We start from the raw sequence: 22,559 nt of genomic DNA, 5'->3' as shown, positions 1-22,559 counted from the left end.
TGATGAGCAACGATATCAAACATCACCTAACAGACGACCTGTTGATGGCCTATGCCGCGGGCAACCTGCCCGAAGCGTTCGACCTGATGGTCGCCACGCATTTGTCCCTGTGTGACCACTGCCGCGCCCGAGCGGAAAGCTTTGACGCTGTGGGCGGGTGCGTCCTGCAAGAGCAGGACAGCCCGGCCAGCATGAGCGACGAGTCACTGGCCGCAACCATGGCGCTGATCGCCCAGGGTGCCCCGATTGCAAAACCCGCACGTCCGGGATGCACGGTGCTGCCCGCGCCTTTGCAGAATTATGTCGGCGGCGATGTGAATGACATCAAATGGCGATCCATCGGCATGGGTGTGAAACAGGCGATCCTACCCACCACGAGCGAGGCCACCGCCCGCCTGCTATTCATTCCGGCCGGTGCGGCCGTGCCCGATCACAGCCACAACGGCATGGAACTGACGATGGTTCTGCAAGGCGCGTTCTCGGACGAGGTCGACCATTTCGGTCGTGGAGATGTTGAGATTGCGGATGAAAGCCTGCACCACACGCCGACGGCCGATATCTCAGAGGATTGCATCTGCCTGGCCGTCACCGACGCACCGTTGAAGTTCACCAAGCTTATGCCTCGCCTGTTCCAGCCTTTCCTACGCATCTGAAGCGCAGGGGCTTTTTGTGCTACGCTGACCCTTCAATCGGTTCGGGAGAAATCTCATGCGACGTTTTCTGATTATGAGTGTATTGCTTACCGGTCTTGCCAGCGCAGCCTGGGCACAGCGCGTGGCGGACGTTAAGTTCGAACCCGGTGATTTCGGCACGATGGTAAGCGGGACGATCACCGGCAACGAGTATTTCGACTACACACTGGGCGCGCAGGCGGGTCAGGAAATGTTCGCCGATCTCAAGGTCAGCGATACCAATGGAAATGGCGTGATTTACTTCAACATCCTGCCACCGGGTAGTGACGGCGTTGCGATCTACAACGGTTCGATCGATGGCAACACCGCGCGTATCGACCTGCCCGAAGACGGAGATTATACGATCCGCGTTTATCTGATGGGCAATGATCGGGATACCGATAAGACAGTCGGCTACAATCTGGATCTGTCGATCCAGTAAAGCTTAGCCTTCGGACTTGCCCAATGGCACCACATTGTTGTGATCATCCGGGGCAAGCTCTTCGAAGTCGAAATTGTCCAACCGCTGTGCCCGACGCCCGGCTTTTTCGGCACTGATCTTGATTTCCGAGATATCCTTGGCTGCCTGACCGAAATGGCGGTCGAGGTTCGAAACTCGATCCCCCAAACGCTCCACATCTTTATGCAACAGGCCCAGCTCCTTGCGGATTGCTCCAGCTTGTTCCCGCATCCGCGCGTCTTTTAGAATCGCCCGCATCGTGTTCAGCGTCGCCATGCAGGTGGTGGGGGAAACGATCCAGACGCGTTTGCTGAAACTCTCCTGCACAAGTTCTGGGAATTTGGCGTGCAACTCGGCATAGACGGCCTCAGACGGCAGGAACATCAGCGCACCATCGGCGGTTTCGCCGTCCAGAATGTACTTCTCGGCAATATCGTTGATGTGCTTGCGCACCGTACTGCGGAACATCTGCACTGCCGCTTTCAGCTCGGCATCATTGGTCGAGGCGATCAACGCCTCATACGCCTCCAATGGGAATTTGCTGTCGATCACAATCGGTCCCGGCGGGTTTGGCAGGTGGATCAAACAGTCCGCACGGCGCCCGTTCGACAAAGTCGCCTGCAATTGGAAGCTGTCCGACGGCAATGCCTTCGAGACGATATCGTTCAACTGAATTTCCCCAAACGCGCCGCGTGTCTGCTTGTTCGACAAGATATCCTGCAACGACAGCACATCGCCCGACAGCTTGGTGATATTGTCCTGCGCCTTGTCGATGGCGGCCAGACGCTCCTGCAATTGGGTCAGCGAGGTCGCGGTCTGTTTCGACGAGCCGTGCAGCGATTCCTTCATCCGCTCCTGCATCTCGGCCAAAGCCCGCGCGGATTTCATCGCGTTATCCGCCAGCCGGTCATTCATCTGTTGCTGAACGGAAGACAGCCGGGATTCTACCGTCTGGATCACCTGCACCTGCGCATTGGCCTGTGTATCTGACACATGCTGCAAACCACCGCGCAGTTGCTCCTGACCCTGCCCCAATTGCTGCACGTGCTGGCCCAGATGCGCCATCTGCCGCGCCAGTGGTTCTGCCATTCGAGCGGAACGGTTGGCTGCCCGCAAGGACAGGAACAGCAGCAACAGAATCAATGCCACCACCCCGCCGATGACCATCACCACAGGGTCGTTCAAAGCCATTTCTGTGCCAGCAATCTCGATCATATCGCCTCGGATGTTCTCGTTTTATTCTTCATAGCCCGGCGAAGCGCCGGGATCAACTGCGCCCGAACAGACGTTCGATGTCGCTTAGCTTCAGTTCCACATAGGTCGGTCGCCCGTGGTTGCATTGGCCGGAATGGGGCGTCGCCTCCATCTCGCGCAGCAGGGCATTCATTTCCTCGGCTCGCATCCGGCGGCCAGACCGAACCGAGCCATGACAGGCCACCCGGCTGAGGATCGCTTCGATCCGCGCCTGCACCGTCTGGCTTTCGCCCTGATCGGCCAGTTCATCGAGAATATCCAGGATCATCGCGCGAGCGTCGACCTCGCCCAGAATGGCAGGCGTTTCGCGCACGGCGATGGCGCCGCCGCCAAAGGGTTCCAGCGTCAGCCCAAGGCGCGACAGGTCACCTGCAACCGCCATCAGACGCGCGCAGTCGCCTTCGGACAGTTCGACAATTTCGGGGATTAGCAGTGCCTGCGCGGCGACGCCGTTCTCGGCCATCTGGGTTTTCAGCTTTTCGTAAACCAGACGTTCATGTGCCGCGTGCTGATCGATGATCACCATGCCGTCGGCGGTCTGGGCGATGATGTAGTTCTCATGTACTTGCCCGCGCGCCGCACCCAAGGGCAGGTCCTGCATCGGGGGTTCTTCTGCTGTGACCGGACCGGTCGGAGCCGCCTCCACGATGCTACCGCTATAATCGCGGGACAGTTCGGCAAAACCCGGCGCCTGCGCCTGAAACGCGGCCTGCCGGGTTGCGGGCGAAGGGCGATCCATCTGATACACCCTGGCGGGAGTGGGCTGTGCCGGTTCGGGCCGCATCGCGCCCAGCGTTGCATTGGCCACGGTCGAGGACGCCCGGTGCCCCGCCTCGGCCAAGGCATGCCGCAAGGCCGAGACGATCAGCCCCCGTGCCACACCGGGATCGCGAAATCGAACCTCGGACTTTGCAGGGTGGACGTTTACATCCACCAGCGTCGGCTCACAGTCGATAAATAGTGCCGCCGCCGGTTGCCGGTCGCGGCTGAGGAAATCGAAATAGGCCGCCCGCAGCGCACCGCTCAACATCTTGTCGCGCACGGGTCGGCCATTAACGAACAGATACTGCGCCACCGCAGCACCGCGCGAATAGGTCGGCAAGGCAGCATAGCCATACAGGCGAATGCCTTCGCGCGTGGCATCGATCTGCAACGCGTTCTCGGCAAACTCGCGCCCGATCACGCGGGCCAGACGGGCGTGCAACGCATCGAACAGATCACCATTTTCGCGATCGGCGCGAAAGGTCACGCGGCCCTCACCACCGCCCGAGACATCGCGCAGGGTAAAGGTGATGGCGGGTTCCGCCATGGCCAGCCGTTTGACCGTATCGGTGATTGCCTGTGCCTCGGCCCGGTCGGTGCGCATGAATTTCAGCCGAGCGGGCGTGGCAAAGAACAGATCCCTTAGCTCGACCACTGTGCCTGCGCGCAAGGCGGCGGGTTTCACCGCCTCCATCTTGCCACCAGATACGTATATCTGGGCCGCATCTGACCCCGGTACCCGGCTGGTGATGTTCAGCCGCCCAACCGCACCCAGCGACGGCAGCGCCTCGCCCCGGAAGCCGAACGTGTGAATGTTCAGCAGATCTGACCCGTCGATCTTAGAAGTCGCGTGGCGCGAAAGGGCCAGTGACAGATCATCCGCCGAAATCCCGCACCCATCATCCGTGACGCGAATCAACGTCTTGCCACCATCTGCGATATCTATGGCAATCCGGGTCGATCCGGCGTCGATGGCGTTTTCCACCAGTTCTTTGACAGCCGAGGCGGGGCGTTCCACCACCTCACCCGCCGCGATGCGGTTGATTGCGGCATCGTCAAGCTGACGGATTACGGGGCGGAGTTCGCTGATATTGGGGTTTGCCTGCACCATACCACCAGACCTAGCATATGCGCACACGATTCTGCCACTGATTTGGCAGCCCTATTTTTAGGAGGGAGGGGGCGTTCGAACAATCGCGCTGTGCCGATGTCAACAGACGGCAATCCTTGCCACGATTGTCCGAACGATCCAAGTGAGTGGTGGTCATTCAGAATTTAATTGCGGCGGGCGTAACACGAAACGCGGCGTGACAATTATTAACTCTGTCCTCGCTGGGCGTCTGGGCGAATTTCAGCCGAACCCTCGCATTGACCAACAGCGGGAAAGCGCCGTGTCAAGTGGCTTGGGGCGCTCCGGCGCGGGAGCGGCACGGGCCCCACAATGCGGCGCAGGCCAGGATCAGGCCGGACATGGTTGCGATCATCCCCGCCGCGCTAACCGCATCCGTACCACCCAACCAAAGCGGCCCGTAGCCCGCCAGCACATAGCCCGATATTGCGGACGCGGTGGCGAAAATGACGCTCCAGGCGATTTGGGTTTCCAGCCGATTGGTCATCATCCGCGCTGCCGCCGGGGGGCAGATAAACATGGCGATCACGATGATCGACCCCACAGCATCAAACGCGGCCACGGCCGATATTGCAGCCACGATTACCAACGCCATACCCAGCGCGCCGGTGCGAATGCCGATGGTGCGGGCGAAGCCTTCGTCGAAGGTCGAAATTTTCAGCGGACGCCAGAACAGCCAGATGAACAGAACCACCCCAACCAGCGTCAGCGCAATCCGCGGCAGTTCCGGCGGCAGCCCCGCCAAAGCCGTCAGGTCCAACAGCGATGACCATCCCACAGCATCCAGCCAGATCAGACTTTCCAGATTGCCGTAAAGCGCGTGCTCCACGTCCAGATGCACGGTCGAGGTATCGGTTTGCTCCAACAGCAGCACACCGCCTGCGAACATGGTGGTGAACACCACGCCCATCGCGGCACCGGGTTCGATCTGACCCAGCCGCCGGATCGCCTCGATCATCACGACGGCGACTATCGCAGCACCTGCCGCGCCCAACATCATGGGCCAGGTCGAGATCGCTCCGGTCAACAGAAAGGCCACAACGATGCCGGGCAGCACCACATGACTGATCGCATCCCCGATCAGGGCTTGTTTGCGCAGAACCAGAAAATTTCCCGGCAGGGCACAGGCAATTGCGGCGAAGATCCCGATCAACAGAGGCGTCAGAGACAGGGGGACAAATTCTTCACCGCTCATGGCTGGACCTCCTGCGGGCCACCGATCAGACGGTCGATATCCGCGATCTGATCGCAGGTCAGCACCGTTTCGATATCGCGCAGCCCGTCATAGAGCGCTGCCGTCGCCTCATGCGCCTGATCCGCACGTACGATTTCCCACCGTTTTTCGTCGCGCAGCGCCTTGGCGGCACGGGCTTTACCAGCCTCGGTGGCAACGCCATCGGCGCGGGCCAAGCCAGCGCGGCGCAGCAGGCGCAGAGTCAACGGTTCATAGATTTTCTGACCTTGCGCCAGCGCCAGCAAACCTTGCCGGATATGCACCCGGCGCTGGAATTTCAGATGTTGCAACACCGCCGCCAGAACACCGCGAACAGGTGCAAACAGCAGCGACAGCGCGAAAAAGCCAAAGCTGACCAGCACGATGATCGGACCGGTCGGCAGGTTCGGCGCCGAGGCCGACAGGGCCGCGCCCAGATACCCGGCCAACCCACCCGCTACACCGGCGAGCAAGACAACCCGGTCCGAGCGGTCGGTCCAGAACCGTGCGGTCACGGGCGGTATGATCAGCAATGCCACAATCAGGATCAGCCCGACGATCTTCAACCCGACAACGGTGACGGCCATCACCAATCCCATCATCGCCAGATCAATCCGATGCACCGGTAGCCCGCGCGCGGCGGCATATTCCGGGTCAAAGGCTACCATGGTCATCGGACGGCGGATGATCATCACAAGAACAAGCGTGGCTGCCCCGCCAATCGCAATGATCAGCGCATCCGCCCACAGCATTCCGGCGGTGGACCCCAGCAAAAACCCCTCGAGCCCTGCCTGACGACCGACACCCATGGTTTGAATCACGGTCAACAGAACGATGCCAAAGCCAAAGAACACCGACAAAACGGCCCCGATAGCTGCATCTTCGGCCAGCCGCGTGCGCCGGGTCAGCCAATTCATACACAGCAGACCAATCCAGGCTGAGATCGCCGATCCGGCAAGCAGACCGATCAGATTGCGCCCGTCGCCGCCAAAAGCGACCAGCACCATAAAGGCCAGGCACACGCCGGGCAAAGTCGCATGGCTGATCGCATCGCTGACCAGCGCGCGTTTGCGCAGAAACAGGAAAGTGCCGGTCACCCCGGCGGATACGCCCAGCAAGGTCGCACCAATGGCAACCAGCGTGGCGTTATAGCCAAGCTGCAGGCTCAGAGCATCCCAAAGCATGATTACCCCAGCGCGCGTGAGATCTGGTCGATCTGCGCAGTGGCCAGACGGCCGCCATAGGCCGATTGCAGGGATTCGGCTGTGAAAGCCTCGGCCACTGTTCCTTCGGCCACCTTACGGGTGTTGATCAGGAAGACGTGGTCGAAATAGTCGGTGACGGTGGCCAGATCGTGATGCACAACAACGACGGTCTTACCCGCCTCTTTCAACGATTTCAGAACCGCGATGATGGCCTTTTCTGTGGCCGCATCGACCCCGGCAAAGGGTTCGTCCAGAAGGTACAGATCAGCCTCTTGCGCCAAAGCGCGGGCCAGAAACACGCGCTGTTGCTGACCGCCAGAAAGCTGACCAATCTGACGATCCGCGAAATCACGCATGCCAACGCGGTTCAGGCAATCCATGGCGCGGGACATGTGACGGGCACGAATGCGGCCCAACAGGCCCAGCTGCCGCGACAGGCCCATCAGCACCACGTCGATCACGCGTGTAGGGAAATCCCAATCCACACTGGCGCGCTGCGGAACATAGGCGATACGGGCACGCTGCTGCTCCAGCGGTTTGCCATAGACAGTGACCTGCCCGGAGAGCGGCGATACAATCCCGAGTGCCGCCTTTAGCAGGGTCGATTTCCCCGCACCATTGGGCCCGATGATCGCCGTCATCGCACCGGGCTGCACGGTCATATCCACCGAGAACACCGCAGGTTTCTGGCCATAGGAAACGGTCAATCCGCGAATGGCCAGAGGGCTGTCGTCTAAACTGTGCCCGGCAATCGAAACACCCTGATCAGCGGCCAGTTCCAGCATCATTCAAAACCCCGCCGACAGTTTGTCGTTCATGCCGCGATCAGGCACATCCGCGCCCAACGCCCCGGCGATGACAGTGATATTGTGATCCAGCATGCCAACATAAGTACCTTCATACGTGCCGGGCTCACCCATGGCGTCGGAATAAAGCTCTCCGCCCACACCCACGTTGTGACCTTTGGCAGCAGCCCCTTCGATCAGTGCGCGCATCGACCGATCAGAGACCGAGCTTTCAACGAACACCGCCGTCAGCTGTTGATCGACCAACGTATCCACAAGCTCTCCGATCCGGCTTAGCCCGGCCTCGGACTGGGTCGAGATGCCCTGAATGCCCATCACCTCATACCCGTATGCCGCGCCGAAATAGCCAAAGGCGTCATGCGCGGTAACCAGCACGCGGTTGTTTTCGGGAACGGCCGCCAGTGCCTGATTAGCATAGGTGGTCAGCGCATCAAGCTCAGCCAAATGCACTTCCGCATTAGCGGCAAAAATATCCGCCGCTTCGGGGCGCGCTGCGGTCAGGGCCTCTTGCACCTCAACCACCACATCGCGCCACAGGGTTGGGCTCATCCACACATGCGGATCGTATTTGTCGGCATAATCGTCATGCGCGCGCAGTTTGGATTTGTCGATCCCTTCTGCCACGGCCACCACGGTGCGCTTGCGGCCGAGGTCATGGAAGAAATCTTCCATTTGCGCCTCAAGATAAAGGCCATGCCACAGGATCAGGTCCGCGCGAGTCATCGCAACGATATCACTGCGGGTCTGGCGATAGGCATGCGGATCGACGCCGGGGCCCATCAGGCCCTTCACCTCGACCTGGTCCCCGCCCACCTGACGCGCGGCGTCAGCAATCATACCAGTGGTTGCGACCACTTTCAGTGGTGTCTCGGCCCAAGCCGTCAGTGGCAAAGCAGCCGCAAATGCTAGCGCTGCAAGAAAGCTGCGACGAATCATAGTCAGATCCCGATTTGGTGTCCTGTTGAGAATGAATATGCGAACCATTCGCAACTAAGTCAACGCTATTGCGAATTATTCGCAAGAAAATGCCTATTTTTGTCCATTTGGTCAAAAAATTTGCAGATCGCTCCTTGCTGCACCTTCCCTTTACGTGCGGCTCGTGCGATTTTGGCGCAAACCTCCCAAAGGACGTGACTATGGATACGCAGAGCTCAGAAAGCCCCGTGCGCACCGCGCATCTGCCGCAAGTGACCGAACCCAGAAACCCCGGCATGGATCTTGATCTGGATTGGGTACGCGCCGTGCAGGCCAATACCTCGGCCATCGAACGCCGCGCCGCGACCCTGCCCGGTCGTCGGTCGGTTAAGAAAGAGTATCAGGCCGCGTGGCTGTTGAAGGCGATCACCATGATCGACCTGACCACCTTGTCCGGCGATGACACCGTGGGTCGGGTGCGCCGCCTGTGCGCCAAGGCGCGTCAGCCCGTGGCGCCTTCGGTATTGCAGGCGCTGGACATGCCGCCGATCACCACCGGGGCTGTCTGCGTCTACCACGACATGATCGGCACGGCGGTTGAGGCGCTGAAAGGCACCGGCATTCCGGTTGCGGCTGTGTCAACCGGTTTCCCGGCGGGCCTGTCGCCGTTCCACCTGCGTGTGGCCGAAATCGAAGAAAGTGTAAAAGCCGGCACCGAAGAGATCGACATCGTCATCTCGCGCCGTCACGTCCTGTCCGGCGATTGGCAGGCGCTGTATGATGAGATGAAGGCCTTCCGAGTGGCTTGCGGTGATGCGCATGTGAAGGCCATCCTCGCCACCGGAGAGCTGGGCAGTCTGCGCAACGTCGCCCGCGCTTCGCTGGTATGCATGATGGCGGGTGCTGATTTCATCAAAACCTCGACCGGGAAGGAAAGCGTCAACGCCACCCTGCCCGTGTCATTGGTGATGATCCGCGCGATCCGCGACTACTATGACCGCACCGGGTATCGAGTTGGGTATAAGCCTGCGGGCGGGATTTCTAAAGCCAAGGACGCGCTGGTGTATCTATCGCTGATCAAGGATGAGCTGGGCGACCGCTGGCTGCAGCCGGACCTGTACCGCTTTGGCGCATCATCCCTGCTGGGCGATATCGAACGGCAGTTGGAACATTATGTAACGGGCGCGTATTCCGCCGGTTACAGGCATTCACTCGGCTGAGCCTGTGACAAGCGTCAGGACAGTGAGTATTTGGGAAAAGATGAAGTCATGACTGTGAAAGAAATCTTCGAGACGATGGATTACGGCCCTGCCCCCGAAAGCGCCGCCGAGGCACTGGCCTGGCTGGTCGATCAGGGTGATAAGTTCGGTCACTATATCGACGGTGCCTTCACCAAACCGGGCAAAGGGTTTGAAAGCCGCAACCCCGCGACCGGAGAGGTGCTGGCCAAGCTGACCCAAGCCAAACAGGCCGATGTAGACGCAGCCGTTGCCGCTGCCCGCAAGGCGCAACCGAAATGGGAAAAGCTGGGCGGTGCGGGTCGTGCGCGATACCTCTATGCCATCGCACGCCTGCTACAGAAGCATTCGCGCCTGTTAGCCGTGCTGGAAAGCCTCGACAACGGCAAACCCATCCGGGAATCTCGCGACATCGACATCCCGTTGGCGCAGCGGCATTTCTACTACCATGCGGGCATGGCGCAGTTGATGGAAAGCGAGCTGCCGGATGCGCAGGCGCTGGGTGTGTGCGGGCAAATCATCCCGTGGAACTTCCCTTTGCTGATGCTGGCGTGGAAGATTGCCCCAGCGCTGGCGATGGGCAACACGGTGGTTCTGAAACCGGCCGAGTATACGTCGCTAACCGCGCTGCTGTTTGCCGACCTCTGTTCGCAGGCCGGACTGCCCAAGGGCGTGGTCAATATCGTCACCGGCGACGGCGCCGTGGGCGAGATGATTGTGAACGCGGACGTGGACAAGATCGCCTTTACCGGCTCGACCGTTGTGGGCCGCCGCATTCGCGAGGCAACCGCCGGGTCTGGTAAAGAGCTGACTCTGGAGCTGGGCGGCAAGTCCGCTTACGTCGTCTTTGATGACGCCGATATCGATTCAGCCATCGAAGGTCTGGTCGACGCGATCTGGTTCAATCAAGGTCAGGTCTGCTGCGCGGGCTCACGCCTGTTGGTGCAGGAAGGCATCGCCGACCGGTTCCACGAGAAACTGCGCGCGCGGATGGACAAGCTGCGCGTCGGTGATCCGCTGGACAAGTGCATCGACGTGGGCGCGGTGGTGGACCCGGTTCAGTTGCAGACCATCAAGAGCATGGTCGAAAGCAACACCGTCGGCCACGTTCATCAGGCGGCCTGCGACCTGCCCGCCAATGGGTGCTATTACCCGCCGACGCTGATCTCCGGGCTCGAAACCTCGGACCCGCTGATGCAGGAAGAAATCTTTGGCCCGGTGCTGGTATCGTCGACCTTCCGCACCCCGGAAGAGGCGGTCGAGCTGGCCAACAACACCCGCTACGGGCTGGCGGCGACGGTCTGGACCGAGAATGTGAACCTTGCACTGGATATTGCGCCCAAGCTGGTTGCGGGCGTGGTCTGGGTCAATGCCACCAACCTGTTCGATGCGGCCGCCGGGTTCGGCGGTGTGCGCGAAAGTGGCTTTGGCCGTGAAGGCGGCTGGGAAGGTCTGGCGGCCTATACCAAGCCCAAGGGCAAGGCCAAACCGCTGGCCAAGGTTGAGGCGACCCTGGGCGAAGGTGCTCCGGTCGATCCCATCGACCGCACCGCCAAGATGTATGTCGGTGGCAAGCAGGCAAGGCCCGATAGTGGCTATTCCAAACCTGTCTGGGGCAAATCCGGCCTGTTGGGCCATGTGGGTCTGGCCAACCGTAAGGACGTCCGCAACGCGGTTGAGGCTGCGGCGGGTGCCAAGGGTTGGTCTAAAACCACCGGTCATCTGCGGGCGCAAATCCTGTATTTCATTGGCGAGAATCTCTCGGCCCGTGCGGAAGAATTCGCAGCTCGTATCGATGCCATGACCGGCAAGAAAGACGGCGCGAAAGAGGTCGAGGCTTCGATCCAGCGACTGTTCACTGCTGCTGCCTGGGCTGACAAGTATGACGGTCAGGTGCATGGCGTTCCGATCCGGGGCGTGGCGATTGCCATGAAGGAGTCCGTTGGTGTCATCGGCGCGGTGTGCGCGGATGAGGCGCCATTGCTGGGTCTGGTCTCGGCCATGGCCCCGGCAATTGCGATGGGCAATCGGACGGTTCTGGTCGCTTCAGAGCCCTATCCACTGGCAGCAACCGACTTTTACCAGATCCTCGAAACCTCCGACGTGCCCGCAGGCGTGGTCAACATCTTGACCGGCAGTCACGCGGAACTGGCCAAGCCGATGGCTTCGCATCTGAACGTCGATGCGGTCTGGTCGTTCTCGTCCACCGATCTGTCGAAAGAGATCGAGGTCGTTTCTGCCGGAAATCTGAAACGAACCTGGGTCAATAACGCGACGGCATTTGATTGGGGCGTGGACCATTCGCGCCGCTTCCTGCAGGCTGCGACCGAAGTGAAAAACATCTGGGTGCCCTACGGCGAGTAGGGCTCCCGCTTTAGGGAGGCCTACATGGATTTTTCAGGACAAACCGTCATCGTCATTGGCGGCACCAGCGGCATCAACCGCGGCATTGCCGAGGCGTTTGCGGCCTCGGGGGCCAAACTGGCCGTTGCCAGCCGGTCGCAGGACAAGGTTGATGACACGCTTGCCGCGCTAAAAAAGACCGGCGCAGCCGAAGTAGTCGGCGCAGCCTTTGATGTGCGCGATGCGCAGGCAGTGGCGGACGGGCTGAAACAATTCCATGACGATTTGGGTGATTTCGACGTTCTGGTCTCGGGCGCGGCGGGGAATTTCCCGGCGCTCACCTCCGAGATGTCGGTCAACGCGTTCAAGACGGTGGTGGATATCGACCTGATGGGCACCGTTCATGTGATGAAGGGGGCCTATCCTTACCTCAAACGCCCCGGTGCCAGCATCATCAACATCTCGGCCCCACAGGCGTTTCTGCCCTACGAAGGGCAGGCTCATGTCTGCGCGGCCAAAGCCGGGGTCGATCAGATCACCCGCACTCTGTCGATGGAATGGGGGGTCGAGGGCATCCGCGTGAACTCGGTTGTGCCAGGATTTATTGAAGGAACTGAAGGCGCGCGGCGTCTGGCACCGACGGAAAACGCCCACGAGGAACTGCGCCGAGATGTGCCGCTGGGACGCTGGGGGAATACTCAGGACGTGGCCAATGCCTGCCTGTTCCTCAGCTCGGATATGGCCAGCTATATCAGTGGCACAGTTCTGTCCGTAGACGGCGCGCTGTATCAACGCGGGTCCGGCAAGTTCGGGCAGATGATGGGGCAGATGCTGCGCAGCGCAGCGGGAAAAAAGGGCTGAGCGTCGCTCAGCCCCCTTTGATCAGTTTGTGGTTTCCAAACCTTCGGGTTTGCCAACAACAGTGAAATGCAACCCCTCGGGGTCCAGCAATTCACTGGCCACACGGTTCACTTCATCCAGCGTCACCGCGCTTACCTTGTCATTGCGGGTGGCGATATAGTCGATGGGCAGGTTCTCCATCTGCATACCGACCATGATCCCAGCAATCGGACCATTGCCATCAAACCGCAGCGGATAGGCACCGGTCAAATAGGTCTTGGCGTCGTCCAGCTCTTTCTGGGTGACGCCTTCGGTCGCGGCACGGGCCCACTCGTCGCGGATCACCTCAACCGCTTCGGCAATGCGGTCATTGGCCGAGGACACCGAGCCCAGATAGACCGAGGCCAGATCCTTGGGCACCAGATAGGTCGCGACGCCGTAGGTCAGACCACGCTTTTCGCGCACCTCCTGCATCAGGCGGCTCTCAAAACCACCGCCACCCAGAATGTGGTTCAGAACAAAAGCGGCAAAAAAGTCCGGGTCGTCCCGGTCGATCCCCGCATGCCCGAACAGAGCCACGGATTGCGGCGTTTCGAACTCGACCACGCTGACGCCACCGGGGATGTCCACGTCAGCACGGCCCGGAATGGGTTTGCCCGCCTCGGGCAGATCCACCAGTAAAGTGTCCAGTAGCGCGCCCAGCTCATCGGGGGTGATATCGCCCACCGCACCGACATAGAGCCGATCCTTGGCGAACACGTTGTCATAGGCAGTCACTACATCATCGCGGTTCAATGCGCTGACGCTTTCGATCGTGCCTTTGCCTTCGGTGGCATAGGGGTGATCGCCATATGCCATCTGTGCAAAATTACGCCCGGCAATGTCATTAGGGTCAGTCTGGTCCGAGCGCAGCCCGGACAAAATCTGCGCCTTCACCCGCTCGACCGCGTCTTCATCGAACCGAGGCTCGTGGATCGTTGTGCGCAACAGGTCGATGACTTCGTCCCGGTTCTCAGTCAGAAATTGCGCCGAAATCGAAACAGAATCATCAGAGGCATTGTACCGGAACGAGGCCGCCAATGATTCCAACTCGCGTGCATAGGTGCGGGCGTCCATGTCACCTGCGCCTTCTTCGATCAGACCGCTCATCAGATAGATAGCGCCGCGTTTGCCGAGTTCGTCCAGCGAGGTGCCACCGCGAAAGCGCAGTTCCAGCGCGGTGAAGGGGATCGAGTGATCCTCGACCAGCCACGCGGTTATACCGCCGGGTGAGGTGACCTCTTCGATCTCGATCTCAGCCCATGCGGGCAGCGCGATGACAACGGCGATCAGGGTTGCGAAAATCCGTTTCATTGCGTCACCTCATCGTCGCGCATCAGCCATCCGGTGACCGACGCTTCGGGTTGCAGAACCTCGCGGGCGGCGGCGATGATCTCATCCCCGGTCACAGCTTGCAGGATATCGGGCCAGGCCTGCACATCCTCGACCGTCAGGCCACTGGTCAGAGCGCGGCCATAGCGGTTGCCGATCCCGTCCACATTGTCGCGCGCATAAGTCTGGGCGGCACGCAACTGCATCTTGATCCGATCAAGGTCTTCTTCGTTCACACCTTCGGCGATGAAATCGGCCACAGCCTGATCCATGGCTTCCTCGGCCTCTTGCAGCGAAACGCCCTGGGCCGGGACAACAAGCAGATCAAACGTCGTGTCGTCCAGCGACACGCCGCGATAGAAAGCGCCCGTATAAACGACCTTTTGCTGTTCGAATTGCAGTTTTTCGTTCAGGAAGGACGTAGTGCTGCCGCCCAAAAGTTCGGCCAGCAGGAACAGCGCCGCGGCTTTTTCCTGCGCGCCCGCATCCCGTTCGGGCGCGAGATAGCTGCGTTGCACATAAGGCTGTGAAACACGCGCGTCCTTGAAGGTCAGGCGACGTTCAGCCGATTGCGGCGGTTCTTGTGAACGTACGCGTTCAGGCAGGTCCAGGTTGGCGGGGATGACGCCATAATACTGTTCGGCCAGGGTTTTGACCTCATCCGGTTCCACATCGCCGGTCACCACCAGAATGGCGTTATTGGGCGCATAGTGGGTCTGATAGAAGGACAGCGCATCCTCCATATCCAGCGTCTCCATCTCATGCTTCCAGCCGATGATCGGTACGCCGTAGCGATGGTTCAGATACTGCGCTGCGCTCATCTGCTCGCCGAACAGGGCCCGCGGGCTGTTTTCGGTACGCTGATTGCGTTCTTCAAGGATCACATCGCGTTCGGTTAGAATATCCTCTTCGGACAGGCGGATGTTGCGCATCCGATCCGCCTCCATCCGCATCATCAGCTCTAGACGGTCGGCGGCAACGCGTTGAAAATAAGCAGTATAGTCGTAGGACGTGAACGCGTTGTCATTGCCACCATTGGCTGCGACGGTGGCGGAAAACTCACCCGGTGCTAGCGTATCGGTGCCCTTGAACAGCAAATGTTCCAGGAAATGCGCGACACCCGACGAGCCGACGGGCTCATCCGCTGATCCGGCGCGATACCAGACCATGTGCTGCACGACCGGAGCGCGGTGATCTTCGATCACAACGACATCCATGCCGTTATCCAGCGTGAAAGTGGTAACCGCCTCGTGCCCTTCCTTGGCAAGCAAAGGGGTGGCGGCGAACAGGGCGGCAGATAATGCCAGGGCCCGAACCATGGGGCGTCCTCCGTTTCGTTTGATGGTGTTCAAACTACGGTTGTGGTGCGCAGGTTCAAGGGTGATGACGGAAAGTTAAGATTTATTCATCAGCCGGCGGGGCCGAGGGTGTCTCAACCCCGGCCTGACGCGCTACTTCGTTCTGCCGATTGGCATCAAGTGCTTCGCGGCGATAAACCTGCTCATACCGGTCGATTTTGAACAGGCGCAGACGAGTCAAACGACCCTGTTTTCTGCGAAACTCGGCGTCTTCAGTGTCGACGACCTGACGCGTGTTGGACGGTACGCCATAGCGGCTAGAGGCCGTCACCAGCGCGCCATCAGATGCAGGAATTGCGGCATTCGGGTTCAACGCCGCTTCGCTGCCGCCCAGCGCCACCACGGCATCGGCCTTGGGGTTCGGATCGGTCAGGTTTGCGCCGCCCGGTGTGGGCGCAGGCAGGAACTTATAATCCTTGGGCTGGGTCAGCGGTTTGACCGGCATGACCGAAAACTCATCCGGGCCATCCCCCGGTGCCTCAAGATGGCGCAAACCGATATCCGCGCACCCGGCAACCGCAAAGGCCAATGTCACAGCAAAAATGGAACGCGGCAACCGCATCAGTTTCTCCAGCCAGTTTCAGGCGCTTTTATCGCATATCACCCGGCGCGTCACGAGGGCTTTTTGCCATCGAACAACACAAGTCCGAAAGCACCCGCAAAGATGAACACATCTGCCAGATTGAATACAAACGGATTGTTGATCCCACAGCAGGACATGTTCAGGAAATCCAGAACATAGCCATACAGCACCCGATCCACCACATTTCCAAGCGCGCCGCCAATCAGCAGCCCGCCGCAAAACAGCATCAGCTTGGACGGGGTTGTGTGCATCAGCCAGATCAGCACGCCAATCGCAACAGCAAGCGAAATACCGATCAACACCCAACGGGCGGTGTCGCTGTCGCCTTGGAACAGACCGAAATTGATGCCCCGATTCTCACCGTATTTGAACACCAAGAGCGGCGGCAGCACGTCGATATTGCCCTCGGCCACGCGCATCACGTGAACGACCAGATACTTGCTGATCTGGTCGATCGCAAACGCGGCCAGCGCGGCCCAGAGCAGAAGGCGAGCGCGCATCAGTGGCGGAAATGGCGCATGCCGGTGAAGACCATGGCCAGACCGGCCTCGTCCGCGGCCGCGATCACCTCATCATCGCGCATCGAGCCACCGGGCTGGATGACACAGGTGGCACCGGCCTCAGCAGCCTCCATCAACCCGTCGGGGAAGGGGAAGAACGCGTCCGAAGCCACGGCAGACCCAATTGTCAGAGGCCGCGGTAGCCCCAGCGCATCGGCCATACGTTCGGCTTTCTTCGCTGCGATCATGGCCGAGTCCAGGCGGCTCATCTGACCTGCACCGACGCCCACGGTCGCGCCGTCTTTGACGTAAACGATGGCATTGGATTTGACGTGCTTGGCCACTTTCCAGGCAAACAGCAGGTCCCGCATCTGTTCCTCGGACGGGGCCTTCTTGGTCACAACTTTCAGGTCGTCCATGCCGACGAACCCGTTATCCTTGTCCTGTACCAGCAGGCCACCGGCCACCTGACGTACGGTTTTGCCACCGGCGGTCACATCCGGCAGGGCTTCGGTGGTCAGCAGACGCAGGTTTTTCTTGGCAGCAAAGATCGCTTTGGCCTCATCCGAGGCACCGGGGGCAATTACAACTTCGGTGAAAATCCCGGTGATTTCCTGCGCGGTTTCGGCATCCAATGGCTGATTCAGCGCCACGATGCCGCCAAAGGCGGAGGTACGGTCGCAGTCAAACGCAGCCTTGTAGGCTTCCAATAGGGTCGCGCCCTTGGCCACACCACAAGGATTGGCGTGCTTGATGATGGCACAAGCGGCGGTTTGGGCGGGGTCGAACTCGGCAACCAATTCGAACGCAGCGTCGGTGTCGTTGATATTGTTGTAGCTCAGTTCCTTGCCCTGATGCTGAACAGCGGTCGCCACGCCCGGACGGTTGGTTCCGTCAGTGTAGAAAGCCGCCTGTTGATGGCTGTTCTCACCATAGCGCAGGGTTTGTTTCAACTCTCCGGCAAAGGCGCGACGACGCGGGGCCTCAGCGGCCAGCGCATCGGCCATCCAGTTCGACACAGCCGTGTCATAGGCGGCGGTCCGGGCATAGGCCGTTTGCGCCAGGTTCTGACGGAACGCGTACGATGTCTGCCCGTCATTGGCCGCCAACTCGGCCATCAGCGCGTCGTAATCCTGAACATCTACCACCACGTTGACAAAGGCGTGGTTTTTCGAGGCCGCGCGGATCATTGCCGGACCACCGATATCGATGTTCTCGATGCAGGTGTCGTAATCGGCGCCTTTGGCCACCGTCGCCTCGAACGGATAGAGGTTTACCACCAACAGGTCGATCGCGCCGATACCATGTTCATTCATCGCAGCCACGTGGCTATCATTGTCGCGCAAGGCCAGCAGGCCGCCATGCACCATCGGGTGCAGGGTCTTGACCCGGCCGTCCATCATCTCGGGGAAACCGGTGATCTCGCTCACATCCTTCACCTCAAGCCCTGCATCACGCAGCGCCTTGGCCGTACCGCCGGTCGACAACAGCTCGACCCCGCGCTCGGCCAGTGCCTTTCCCAGCTCGATCAATCCGGTCTTGTCGGAAACGGAAAGCAACGCGCGGCGCACGGGGTGAAGATCAGTCATGGGTCCAAAGGTCCTTTTGGCGTCAGTCAAACTCGGGCTCGTCCCGGTGCAGATCGCGCACGGCATAGGCTGTATCCTGTGCCTTACTCAGCGTCCACCGGGTGCGGGTCGCATACTCCATTGCGCGCCCGGATAGAACGATCTGTTTTGTCGCGCGTGGCTTTAAACGGCCTTTTTCAAGGTAAACGCTTGGTTCGACGGATAATTTTCCCACGCCGTCATGGCGGAAAACCCAGATCTCGCCGCTTTTGAGCGCCATCGACACCGCCGCGCCGCCCAAATCAATGGCCGCATCCACGTCAGGATGCAGGTGAAACCGGATATCAAAGCCGATCCCATTCAGGCCCGAAGCGTCCAGCGCCCGGTCAAACTGCCGCTTGGCCTTGTCAGTGGCGGTCAGCAGAATATCCTCCCCCGTCAGCTCGCGCCCATCAAATCGCAGCTCGAACGTACGCGCATGGGTCAGGCCGAACACTTTGGTATAACCGTCATGACCAAGCATAAAGCGGGTGCCCTCGAAGGCCTCTTCGAAATCGGTCGGCACATCTTGCGGTGCGTCGACCAAAGCCTCTCGTTCACCGCCATTCCCCGCTGGTGCCAGACGCGCGCTGGAATAGCCGTCCAGACACAAGGTCGAATGCGAAGGCGTCGCGCGTCCGGCGCGCCGCCATTCCGTTCCGAAACTTTCGCCTGATCCGCAGTTCACGATTAGCGGCCGCCGCCCCGAAGTCAGCTCGAACGCCAGCGTTGAGGCATGGGCATTATAAGATGCAGCCCCCTTGGGCGGCACGTTGGCATCGACGATCACGCTGGTCCGGGCCGCATAAAGCCGCGCAAACCCCATCGCCAATCCGGTTGCGTGCTGGGGGCGTACCCCGCTTTGGGCCAGTGCCTGATCCAGCCGCCCCTCGATCCCGCGCCCGCCGCCATGAAAGCGGGCCAGTGCGCCGTCCGAATGACGCAGGCTGCGCAAGGTCGGTGCCATTCGCTTGATCGCATCGGCCTGCGCGCCGGGGGTGCCCCGCCCCTGATCGCTCAGCGCAGCCGAGGTCCAAGACAACAGGGTAAACACCTCAAGCAGTTCTTCGGGGTTGCGGGTGGAGATGCCGCCCTGCGCATCGATCTGCCTTTCACATTCTCTTGCCAGCGCACGTAGCGCCGGGTCGGCCATCTGCTCCAACCCTTTCAGCGCCAGTCCGGCCTGAACCAGACCGGCCAGAGCCTCGAACCGGGGCAGGCCCGGCGTGGCCGCTTTCCAACGTTTGGACAGGAACCAGGTTTGCTGCGCCAGCGCGCGAAAGAACACATTGGTTTGCTTGTCATCCATTCCGCGCAGAAGGAAGACGGCATGGTTTATCCAGCGCATCACCCGTCGGCCGGTCAGATCGGGTGCCCAGCCCGGCCCTTGCCCGCGGCCATGCGCGTCAATCCAACCCCACACCCAACGCTGCGCCTTTTCCCGCGCCCGCATATCGCCGACGGCGGCCAGATCATCCAGCCATGCAAAGCCGTGACGTTCATTGTCAAATCCGGTGCTAGGCGCCGTCACGTCCCACAGGCCGGTGTCCTGTGCCTCGACCAGATACCCGGCAAACAGCAGATTTCCGGCAACCAACTGCCGCCCCCGGGCAAACGATCCTACAGTGCGCGGTTCAGGCTCGGTGACGAAGCCGGCAGCGGCCTTGCGCCGCTGGCTGAGCCGCGCATACAGACGGTTCTGAAACCGCGTCCACCGGTTTGTCATGGTATCTGAGTTTGACATGACGCTCGTTACTCTGCCTCTTGCGCTCTGCTGGCGCCTGAGACCCAACGATAGACCGGTGTGATCGTCAAGTCATCGAAAAGCGTGCCGTCAGGCGGATTTGTTCAGGCAGGCGATATAGAACCCGTCCATGCCACCGCGATCCGCCCAATAGTCGGGCCGCAGACGCAGACCACCTTCTTCGGTGATCCAGCTTTGATCCACCCCGGTCACGTCCAGCGCGTCGCGGTCGATGCTCATGTCGGGATATTGTTCCAGCGCCTCTTCGATCTGTACCTCGCCTTCGTCAGGCAACAGGGAACAGGTGCAATAGACGAGCCGCCCGCCGGGTTTCAGCAGGGTCCAGGCTTGGGCCAGCATCTGCGCCTGCAACTCAATCAACTCGCCGAATTCCGAGCCGTCCTTGGCGAAAGGCAGGTCCGGGTGGCGCCGAATGGTTCCGGTGGCCGAACAGGGCGCATCCAGCAGGATCGCGTCATACTTGCCTTGGTGCTCTAACGCGTCACCAGCGATGACCTGCGCTTGTAAACCGGTGCGTTTGAGGTTCTCGCGTACTCGCTCCAGTCGGGACGCCGAAATATCCAAAGCCGTCACCTTGGCCCCGGCTGCCGCCATTTGCAGCGTCTTGCCGCCCGGTGCGGCACAGAGGTCCAGCACGGTTTCCCCGGGCTTTGGTGCCAAAACACGCACCGGCAAGGCCGCCGCCGCGTCCTGCACCCACCAGTCACCCCGGTCAAACCCAGGTAGGTTTGAGACCTGCCCCGCATCCTGCACCCGCATCGATCCGGTCGGCAGCGCCTCACCCGGTCCAGTGACCCCAGGTTTCATTGAAAGGTCCAGCGGCGCGCCAGTGAAATGCGCCTGCTCCATACCTGCAACGGCCTCAGATCCCCAAGCCATGACCAACGGGTCGCGCAGCCAGTCCGGCAAGCGCGGCACCCGCATCTTGGGCCAGGCTTCCGGCCCTTCGGCGGCAACTTTGCGCAGCACCGCGTTGACCAACCCCTTGAGCCGGCCATGTTTACGCGACCGGCCCACGATCTCCACCATCGAGTTGACGACGCCATGCGCGGCCTCGCCCTGGCACAGCTCGACCGCGCCCAGGCGCAGGGCGTTGTGGACGGTCAGAGCAGGCGTCCGGTTCAGGTGATTGTCCAGCAGACGGTCTGCCCGTTCCAACCCGCGCAGGGTTTGCAAGGTCAAACGCTGCGCCCGCGCGCGATCCTCGGGGGCCAGCCGATCCAGCGCGCCCGCAGCCAGACATTCGGACAACAGCCGCCCCTCACCCAATATCTGATCCAACAGATAGATCGCGCTGCGTCGCGCCGCTGTTGCATTGTCGGACATGGAACCGCCTTTAATGTGACTCTCGCCCGCATTGCCAAAGGCGGACGGGGGCGTATATCAAGCCCCTGCACGGAAAGGAACCCGATGTCATGAGTGACGACTGCAAAGACCTGCCGCCCGCCGCCCAGCGCGCCCTGGCCGAAGCGGATGAGCGCCGCCGCAAGACCGAGACAGAAGCAAAAGAGATGCCCAAGGAACTGGGCGGGCGCGACGGCCCCGATCCGGCCCGTTATGGCGATTGGGAAAAAAAGGGTATCGCTGTCGATTTCTGACTGATTAACCCTGAAGGGCCTGCAGAAAATCGGCAATCAGGGCACGCTGCTTTTTCGATTTGACCCGCTCTTCGGGCCAAGTCAGCCAATAGCCGTCTTTGGTCTGCAATTCGAGCAGATCTAGCCGACACAGCCGACCGGCCTGCAAATCCGCGCTGGCCAGAGGCACCGAGCCTAGCACCACTCCAATCCCCTGCCGGGCCGCCGAAATGGCATGTTCCATCGAATCGAAACTGATCTGCGATGGCGGCATCTCGCCATGTCCCGTCTTACGCGCCCAGTCCCGCCACGCCGGGCGTTCGCCGCGCAACTCGATCAGCGGCACCCCCCATTTTACACCGGGCGCGGCCATTGGCACCAGAACCTCGCGGGCGATCAGGGCCGCATCCCGACCCGGCCACGCCCCGCGCCCATAGCGGATTTGCAACCAAGTCCGTTCCTCATCCAGAGACGACCGGCGCGCCACCGAGTCGGTCATCACCCGCACATTGGGTCGCAATTCCTGAAACCGGGCAAGCCCAGGCAGAACAAGCGCATGAATATTCGAGGACAGGCCCGCAACACGCAGCTCTTGCGGGGATTTTCCAAACAAATCCTCGGTGTTGCGCTCCAACGCCTGCAAACTCTCTTGCACCAGCGGCAGGTAGCTTTCGCCTTCAACCGTCAGTGACACGCCTCGTGCCTCGCGCACGAACAGGGACCGGCCCAGCCAGGCCTCCAGGTTGTCGATCCGCTGGCTGACGGCTGCCTGTGTCAGGCCAAACTCTCGGGCAGCGGCGGAAAAACCACCCAACCGACCGGCGGCCTCGAACACGCGCAGCCAGTCCAGCGGCGGCAATCCGATCTTTTTCTTTGCCATAAGATTTTCCAAGCCTCAGCCGAAAGAAGGATTAATTGTGTTAATGCCACAAGAGGCGTATCTGCTCAACCAAAGCCCGCGC

The 22,559-nt window shown here is 60.7% G+C and carries 20 protein-coding genes; 6 read left to right on the top strand and 14 right to left on the bottom strand.

Annotated features, from left to right (window positions below):
• Window positions 1-2 precede the first annotated feature (2 nt).
• Both AB1A64_RS18765 and AB1A64_RS18760 read left to right on the top strand, forming a co-directional pair.
• Window positions 3-653 carry a ChrR family anti-sigma-E factor gene (locus AB1A64_RS18765; protein WP_366553122.1) on the top strand — a complete coding sequence of 217 codons (651 nt, stop codon included), beginning with the start codon at window positions 3-5 and terminating at the stop codon, window positions 651-653.
• A 55-nt stretch (window positions 654-708) separates the two neighbouring features.
• Window positions 709-1,113 (top strand): hypothetical protein, encoded by a 405-nt coding sequence (locus AB1A64_RS18760; RefSeq protein WP_366553120.1) that lies wholly within the window; start codon window positions 709-711, stop codon window positions 1,111-1,113.
• Between the two features lie 3 nt (window positions 1,114-1,116).
• Here the strand turns inward: AB1A64_RS18760 and rmuC are convergent, their stop codons facing one another.
• The 6 genes from rmuC to AB1A64_RS18730 all read right to left on the bottom strand — a co-directional run bounded on the left by rmuC (window position 1,117) and on the right by AB1A64_RS18730 (window position 8,436).
• Window positions 1,117-2,346 carry a DNA recombination protein RmuC gene (gene rmuC, locus AB1A64_RS18755; RefSeq protein WP_366553118.1) on the bottom strand — a complete coding sequence of 410 codons (1,230 nt, stop codon included), beginning with the start codon at window positions 2,344-2,346 and terminating at the stop codon, window positions 1,117-1,119.
• Between the two features lie 52 nt (window positions 2,347-2,398).
• Window positions 2,399-4,258: a DNA mismatch repair endonuclease MutL gene (mutL, locus tag AB1A64_RS18750; RefSeq protein WP_366553116.1), complete on the bottom strand. Its 1,860-nt coding sequence runs from the start codon at window positions 4,256-4,258 to the stop codon at window positions 2,399-2,401.
• 283 nt (window positions 4,259-4,541) lie between these two features.
• Window positions 4,542-5,471 carry a metal ABC transporter permease gene (locus AB1A64_RS18745; RefSeq protein WP_366553114.1) on the bottom strand — a complete coding sequence of 310 codons (930 nt, stop codon included), beginning with the start codon at window positions 5,469-5,471 and terminating at the stop codon, window positions 4,542-4,544.
• Entirely contained in the window at window positions 5,468-6,673 is a 1,206-nt protein-coding gene (locus tag AB1A64_RS18740) for a metal ABC transporter permease (protein WP_366553112.1), read from the bottom strand. Before AB1A64_RS18740 ends, AB1A64_RS18745 begins: the two co-directional genes overlap by 4 nt.
• Window positions 6,674-6,675: 2 nt before the next feature.
• Window positions 6,676-7,479, bottom strand: coding sequence for a metal ABC transporter ATP-binding protein (locus tag AB1A64_RS18735; protein WP_366553150.1), 804 nt, complete (start codon window positions 7,477-7,479; stop codon window positions 6,676-6,678).
• A 3-nt stretch (window positions 7,480-7,482) separates the two neighbouring features.
• On the bottom strand, window positions 7,483-8,436 hold the full coding sequence (locus AB1A64_RS18730) for a zinc ABC transporter substrate-binding protein (protein ID WP_366553110.1): 954 nt from the start codon (window positions 8,434-8,436) through the stop codon (window positions 7,483-7,485).
• Window positions 8,437-8,636: 200 nt separating this feature from the next.
• Here AB1A64_RS18730 and deoC point away from each other — a divergent pair, with 200 nt between their 5' ends.
• Genes deoC through AB1A64_RS18715 form a run of 3 tightly spaced genes read left to right on the top strand, consistent with a single transcriptional unit; the run spans window position 8,637 to window position 12,857 of the window.
• Complete coding sequence (gene deoC / locus AB1A64_RS18725) at window positions 8,637-9,635, top strand: deoxyribose-phosphate aldolase (RefSeq protein WP_366553108.1); 999 nt, start codon at window positions 8,637-8,639, stop codon at window positions 9,633-9,635.
• A gap of 48 nt (window positions 9,636-9,683) precedes the next feature.
• Complete coding sequence (locus AB1A64_RS18720) at window positions 9,684-12,017, top strand: aldehyde dehydrogenase family protein (RefSeq protein ID WP_366553106.1); 2,334 nt, start codon at window positions 9,684-9,686, stop codon at window positions 12,015-12,017.
• 24 nt (window positions 12,018-12,041) lie between these two features.
• Window positions 12,042-12,857 carry an SDR family oxidoreductase gene (locus AB1A64_RS18715; RefSeq protein WP_366553104.1) on the top strand — a complete coding sequence of 272 codons (816 nt, stop codon included), beginning with the start codon at window positions 12,042-12,044 and terminating at the stop codon, window positions 12,855-12,857.
• 21 nt (window positions 12,858-12,878) lie between these two features.
• On the opposite strand, the gene AB1A64_RS18710 is transcribed toward AB1A64_RS18715, so the two are convergent.
• The 7 genes from AB1A64_RS18710 to AB1A64_RS18680 all read right to left on the bottom strand — a co-directional run bounded on the left by AB1A64_RS18710 (window position 12,879) and on the right by AB1A64_RS18680 (window position 21,346).
• A complete protein-coding gene (locus AB1A64_RS18710; RefSeq protein ID WP_366553103.1) occupies window positions 12,879-14,189 on the bottom strand; it encodes a pitrilysin family protein in 1,311 nt (436 codons plus the stop codon).
• Window positions 14,186-15,526, bottom strand: coding sequence for a pitrilysin family protein (locus AB1A64_RS18705; RefSeq protein WP_366553101.1), 1,341 nt, complete (start codon window positions 15,524-15,526; stop codon window positions 14,186-14,188). The genes AB1A64_RS18710 and AB1A64_RS18705 overlap by 4 nt, the downstream gene beginning before the upstream one ends.
• 82 nt (window positions 15,527-15,608) lie before the next feature.
• Entirely contained in the window at window positions 15,609-16,127 is a 519-nt protein-coding gene (locus tag AB1A64_RS18700; RefSeq protein WP_366553099.1) for a DUF3035 domain-containing protein, read from the bottom strand.
• 50 nt (window positions 16,128-16,177) lie between these two features.
• Entirely contained in the window at window positions 16,178-16,648 is a 471-nt protein-coding gene (lspA, locus tag AB1A64_RS18695; protein ID WP_366553097.1) for a signal peptidase II, read from the bottom strand.
• Window positions 16,648-18,237 carry a bifunctional phosphoribosylaminoimidazolecarboxamide formyltransferase/IMP cyclohydrolase gene (gene purH / locus AB1A64_RS18690; protein WP_366553095.1) on the bottom strand — a complete coding sequence of 530 codons (1,590 nt, stop codon included), beginning with the start codon at window positions 18,235-18,237 and terminating at the stop codon, window positions 16,648-16,650. The genes lspA and purH overlap by 1 nt, the downstream gene beginning before the upstream one ends.
• 22 nt (window positions 18,238-18,259) lie before the next feature.
• Entirely contained in the window at window positions 18,260-19,999 is a 1,740-nt protein-coding gene (locus AB1A64_RS18685) for a heparinase II/III family protein (RefSeq protein ID WP_366553093.1), read from the bottom strand.
• A gap of 90 nt (window positions 20,000-20,089) precedes the next feature.
• Window positions 20,090-21,346, bottom strand: a complete 1,257-nt coding sequence (locus AB1A64_RS18680; RefSeq protein WP_366553091.1) for a transcription antitermination factor NusB — start codon at window positions 21,344-21,346, stop codon at window positions 20,090-20,092.
• A gap of 89 nt (window positions 21,347-21,435) precedes the next feature.
• Here AB1A64_RS18680 and AB1A64_RS18675 point away from each other — a divergent pair, with 89 nt between their 5' ends.
• Window positions 21,436-21,618 carry a DUF1674 domain-containing protein gene (locus AB1A64_RS18675; RefSeq protein ID WP_366553089.1) on the top strand — a complete coding sequence of 61 codons (183 nt, stop codon included), beginning with the start codon at window positions 21,436-21,438 and terminating at the stop codon, window positions 21,616-21,618.
• A 4-nt stretch (window positions 21,619-21,622) separates the two neighbouring features.
• On the opposite strand, the gene AB1A64_RS18670 is transcribed toward AB1A64_RS18675, so the two are convergent.
• A complete protein-coding gene (locus AB1A64_RS18670) occupies window positions 21,623-22,477 on the bottom strand; it encodes a LysR family transcriptional regulator (RefSeq protein ID WP_366553087.1) in 855 nt (284 codons plus the stop codon).
• Window positions 22,478-22,559: the final 82 nt, after the last annotated feature.

Source organism: Ruegeria sp. ANG10 (assembly GCF_040705255.1).
In the GTDB taxonomy this organism is placed as follows: Bacteria; Pseudomonadota; Alphaproteobacteria; order Rhodobacterales; family Rhodobacteraceae; genus Ruegeria.
The sequence above is the reverse complement of the archived record's forward strand: the minus strand, read 5'-3'. Positions and strand labels throughout refer to the sequence as shown.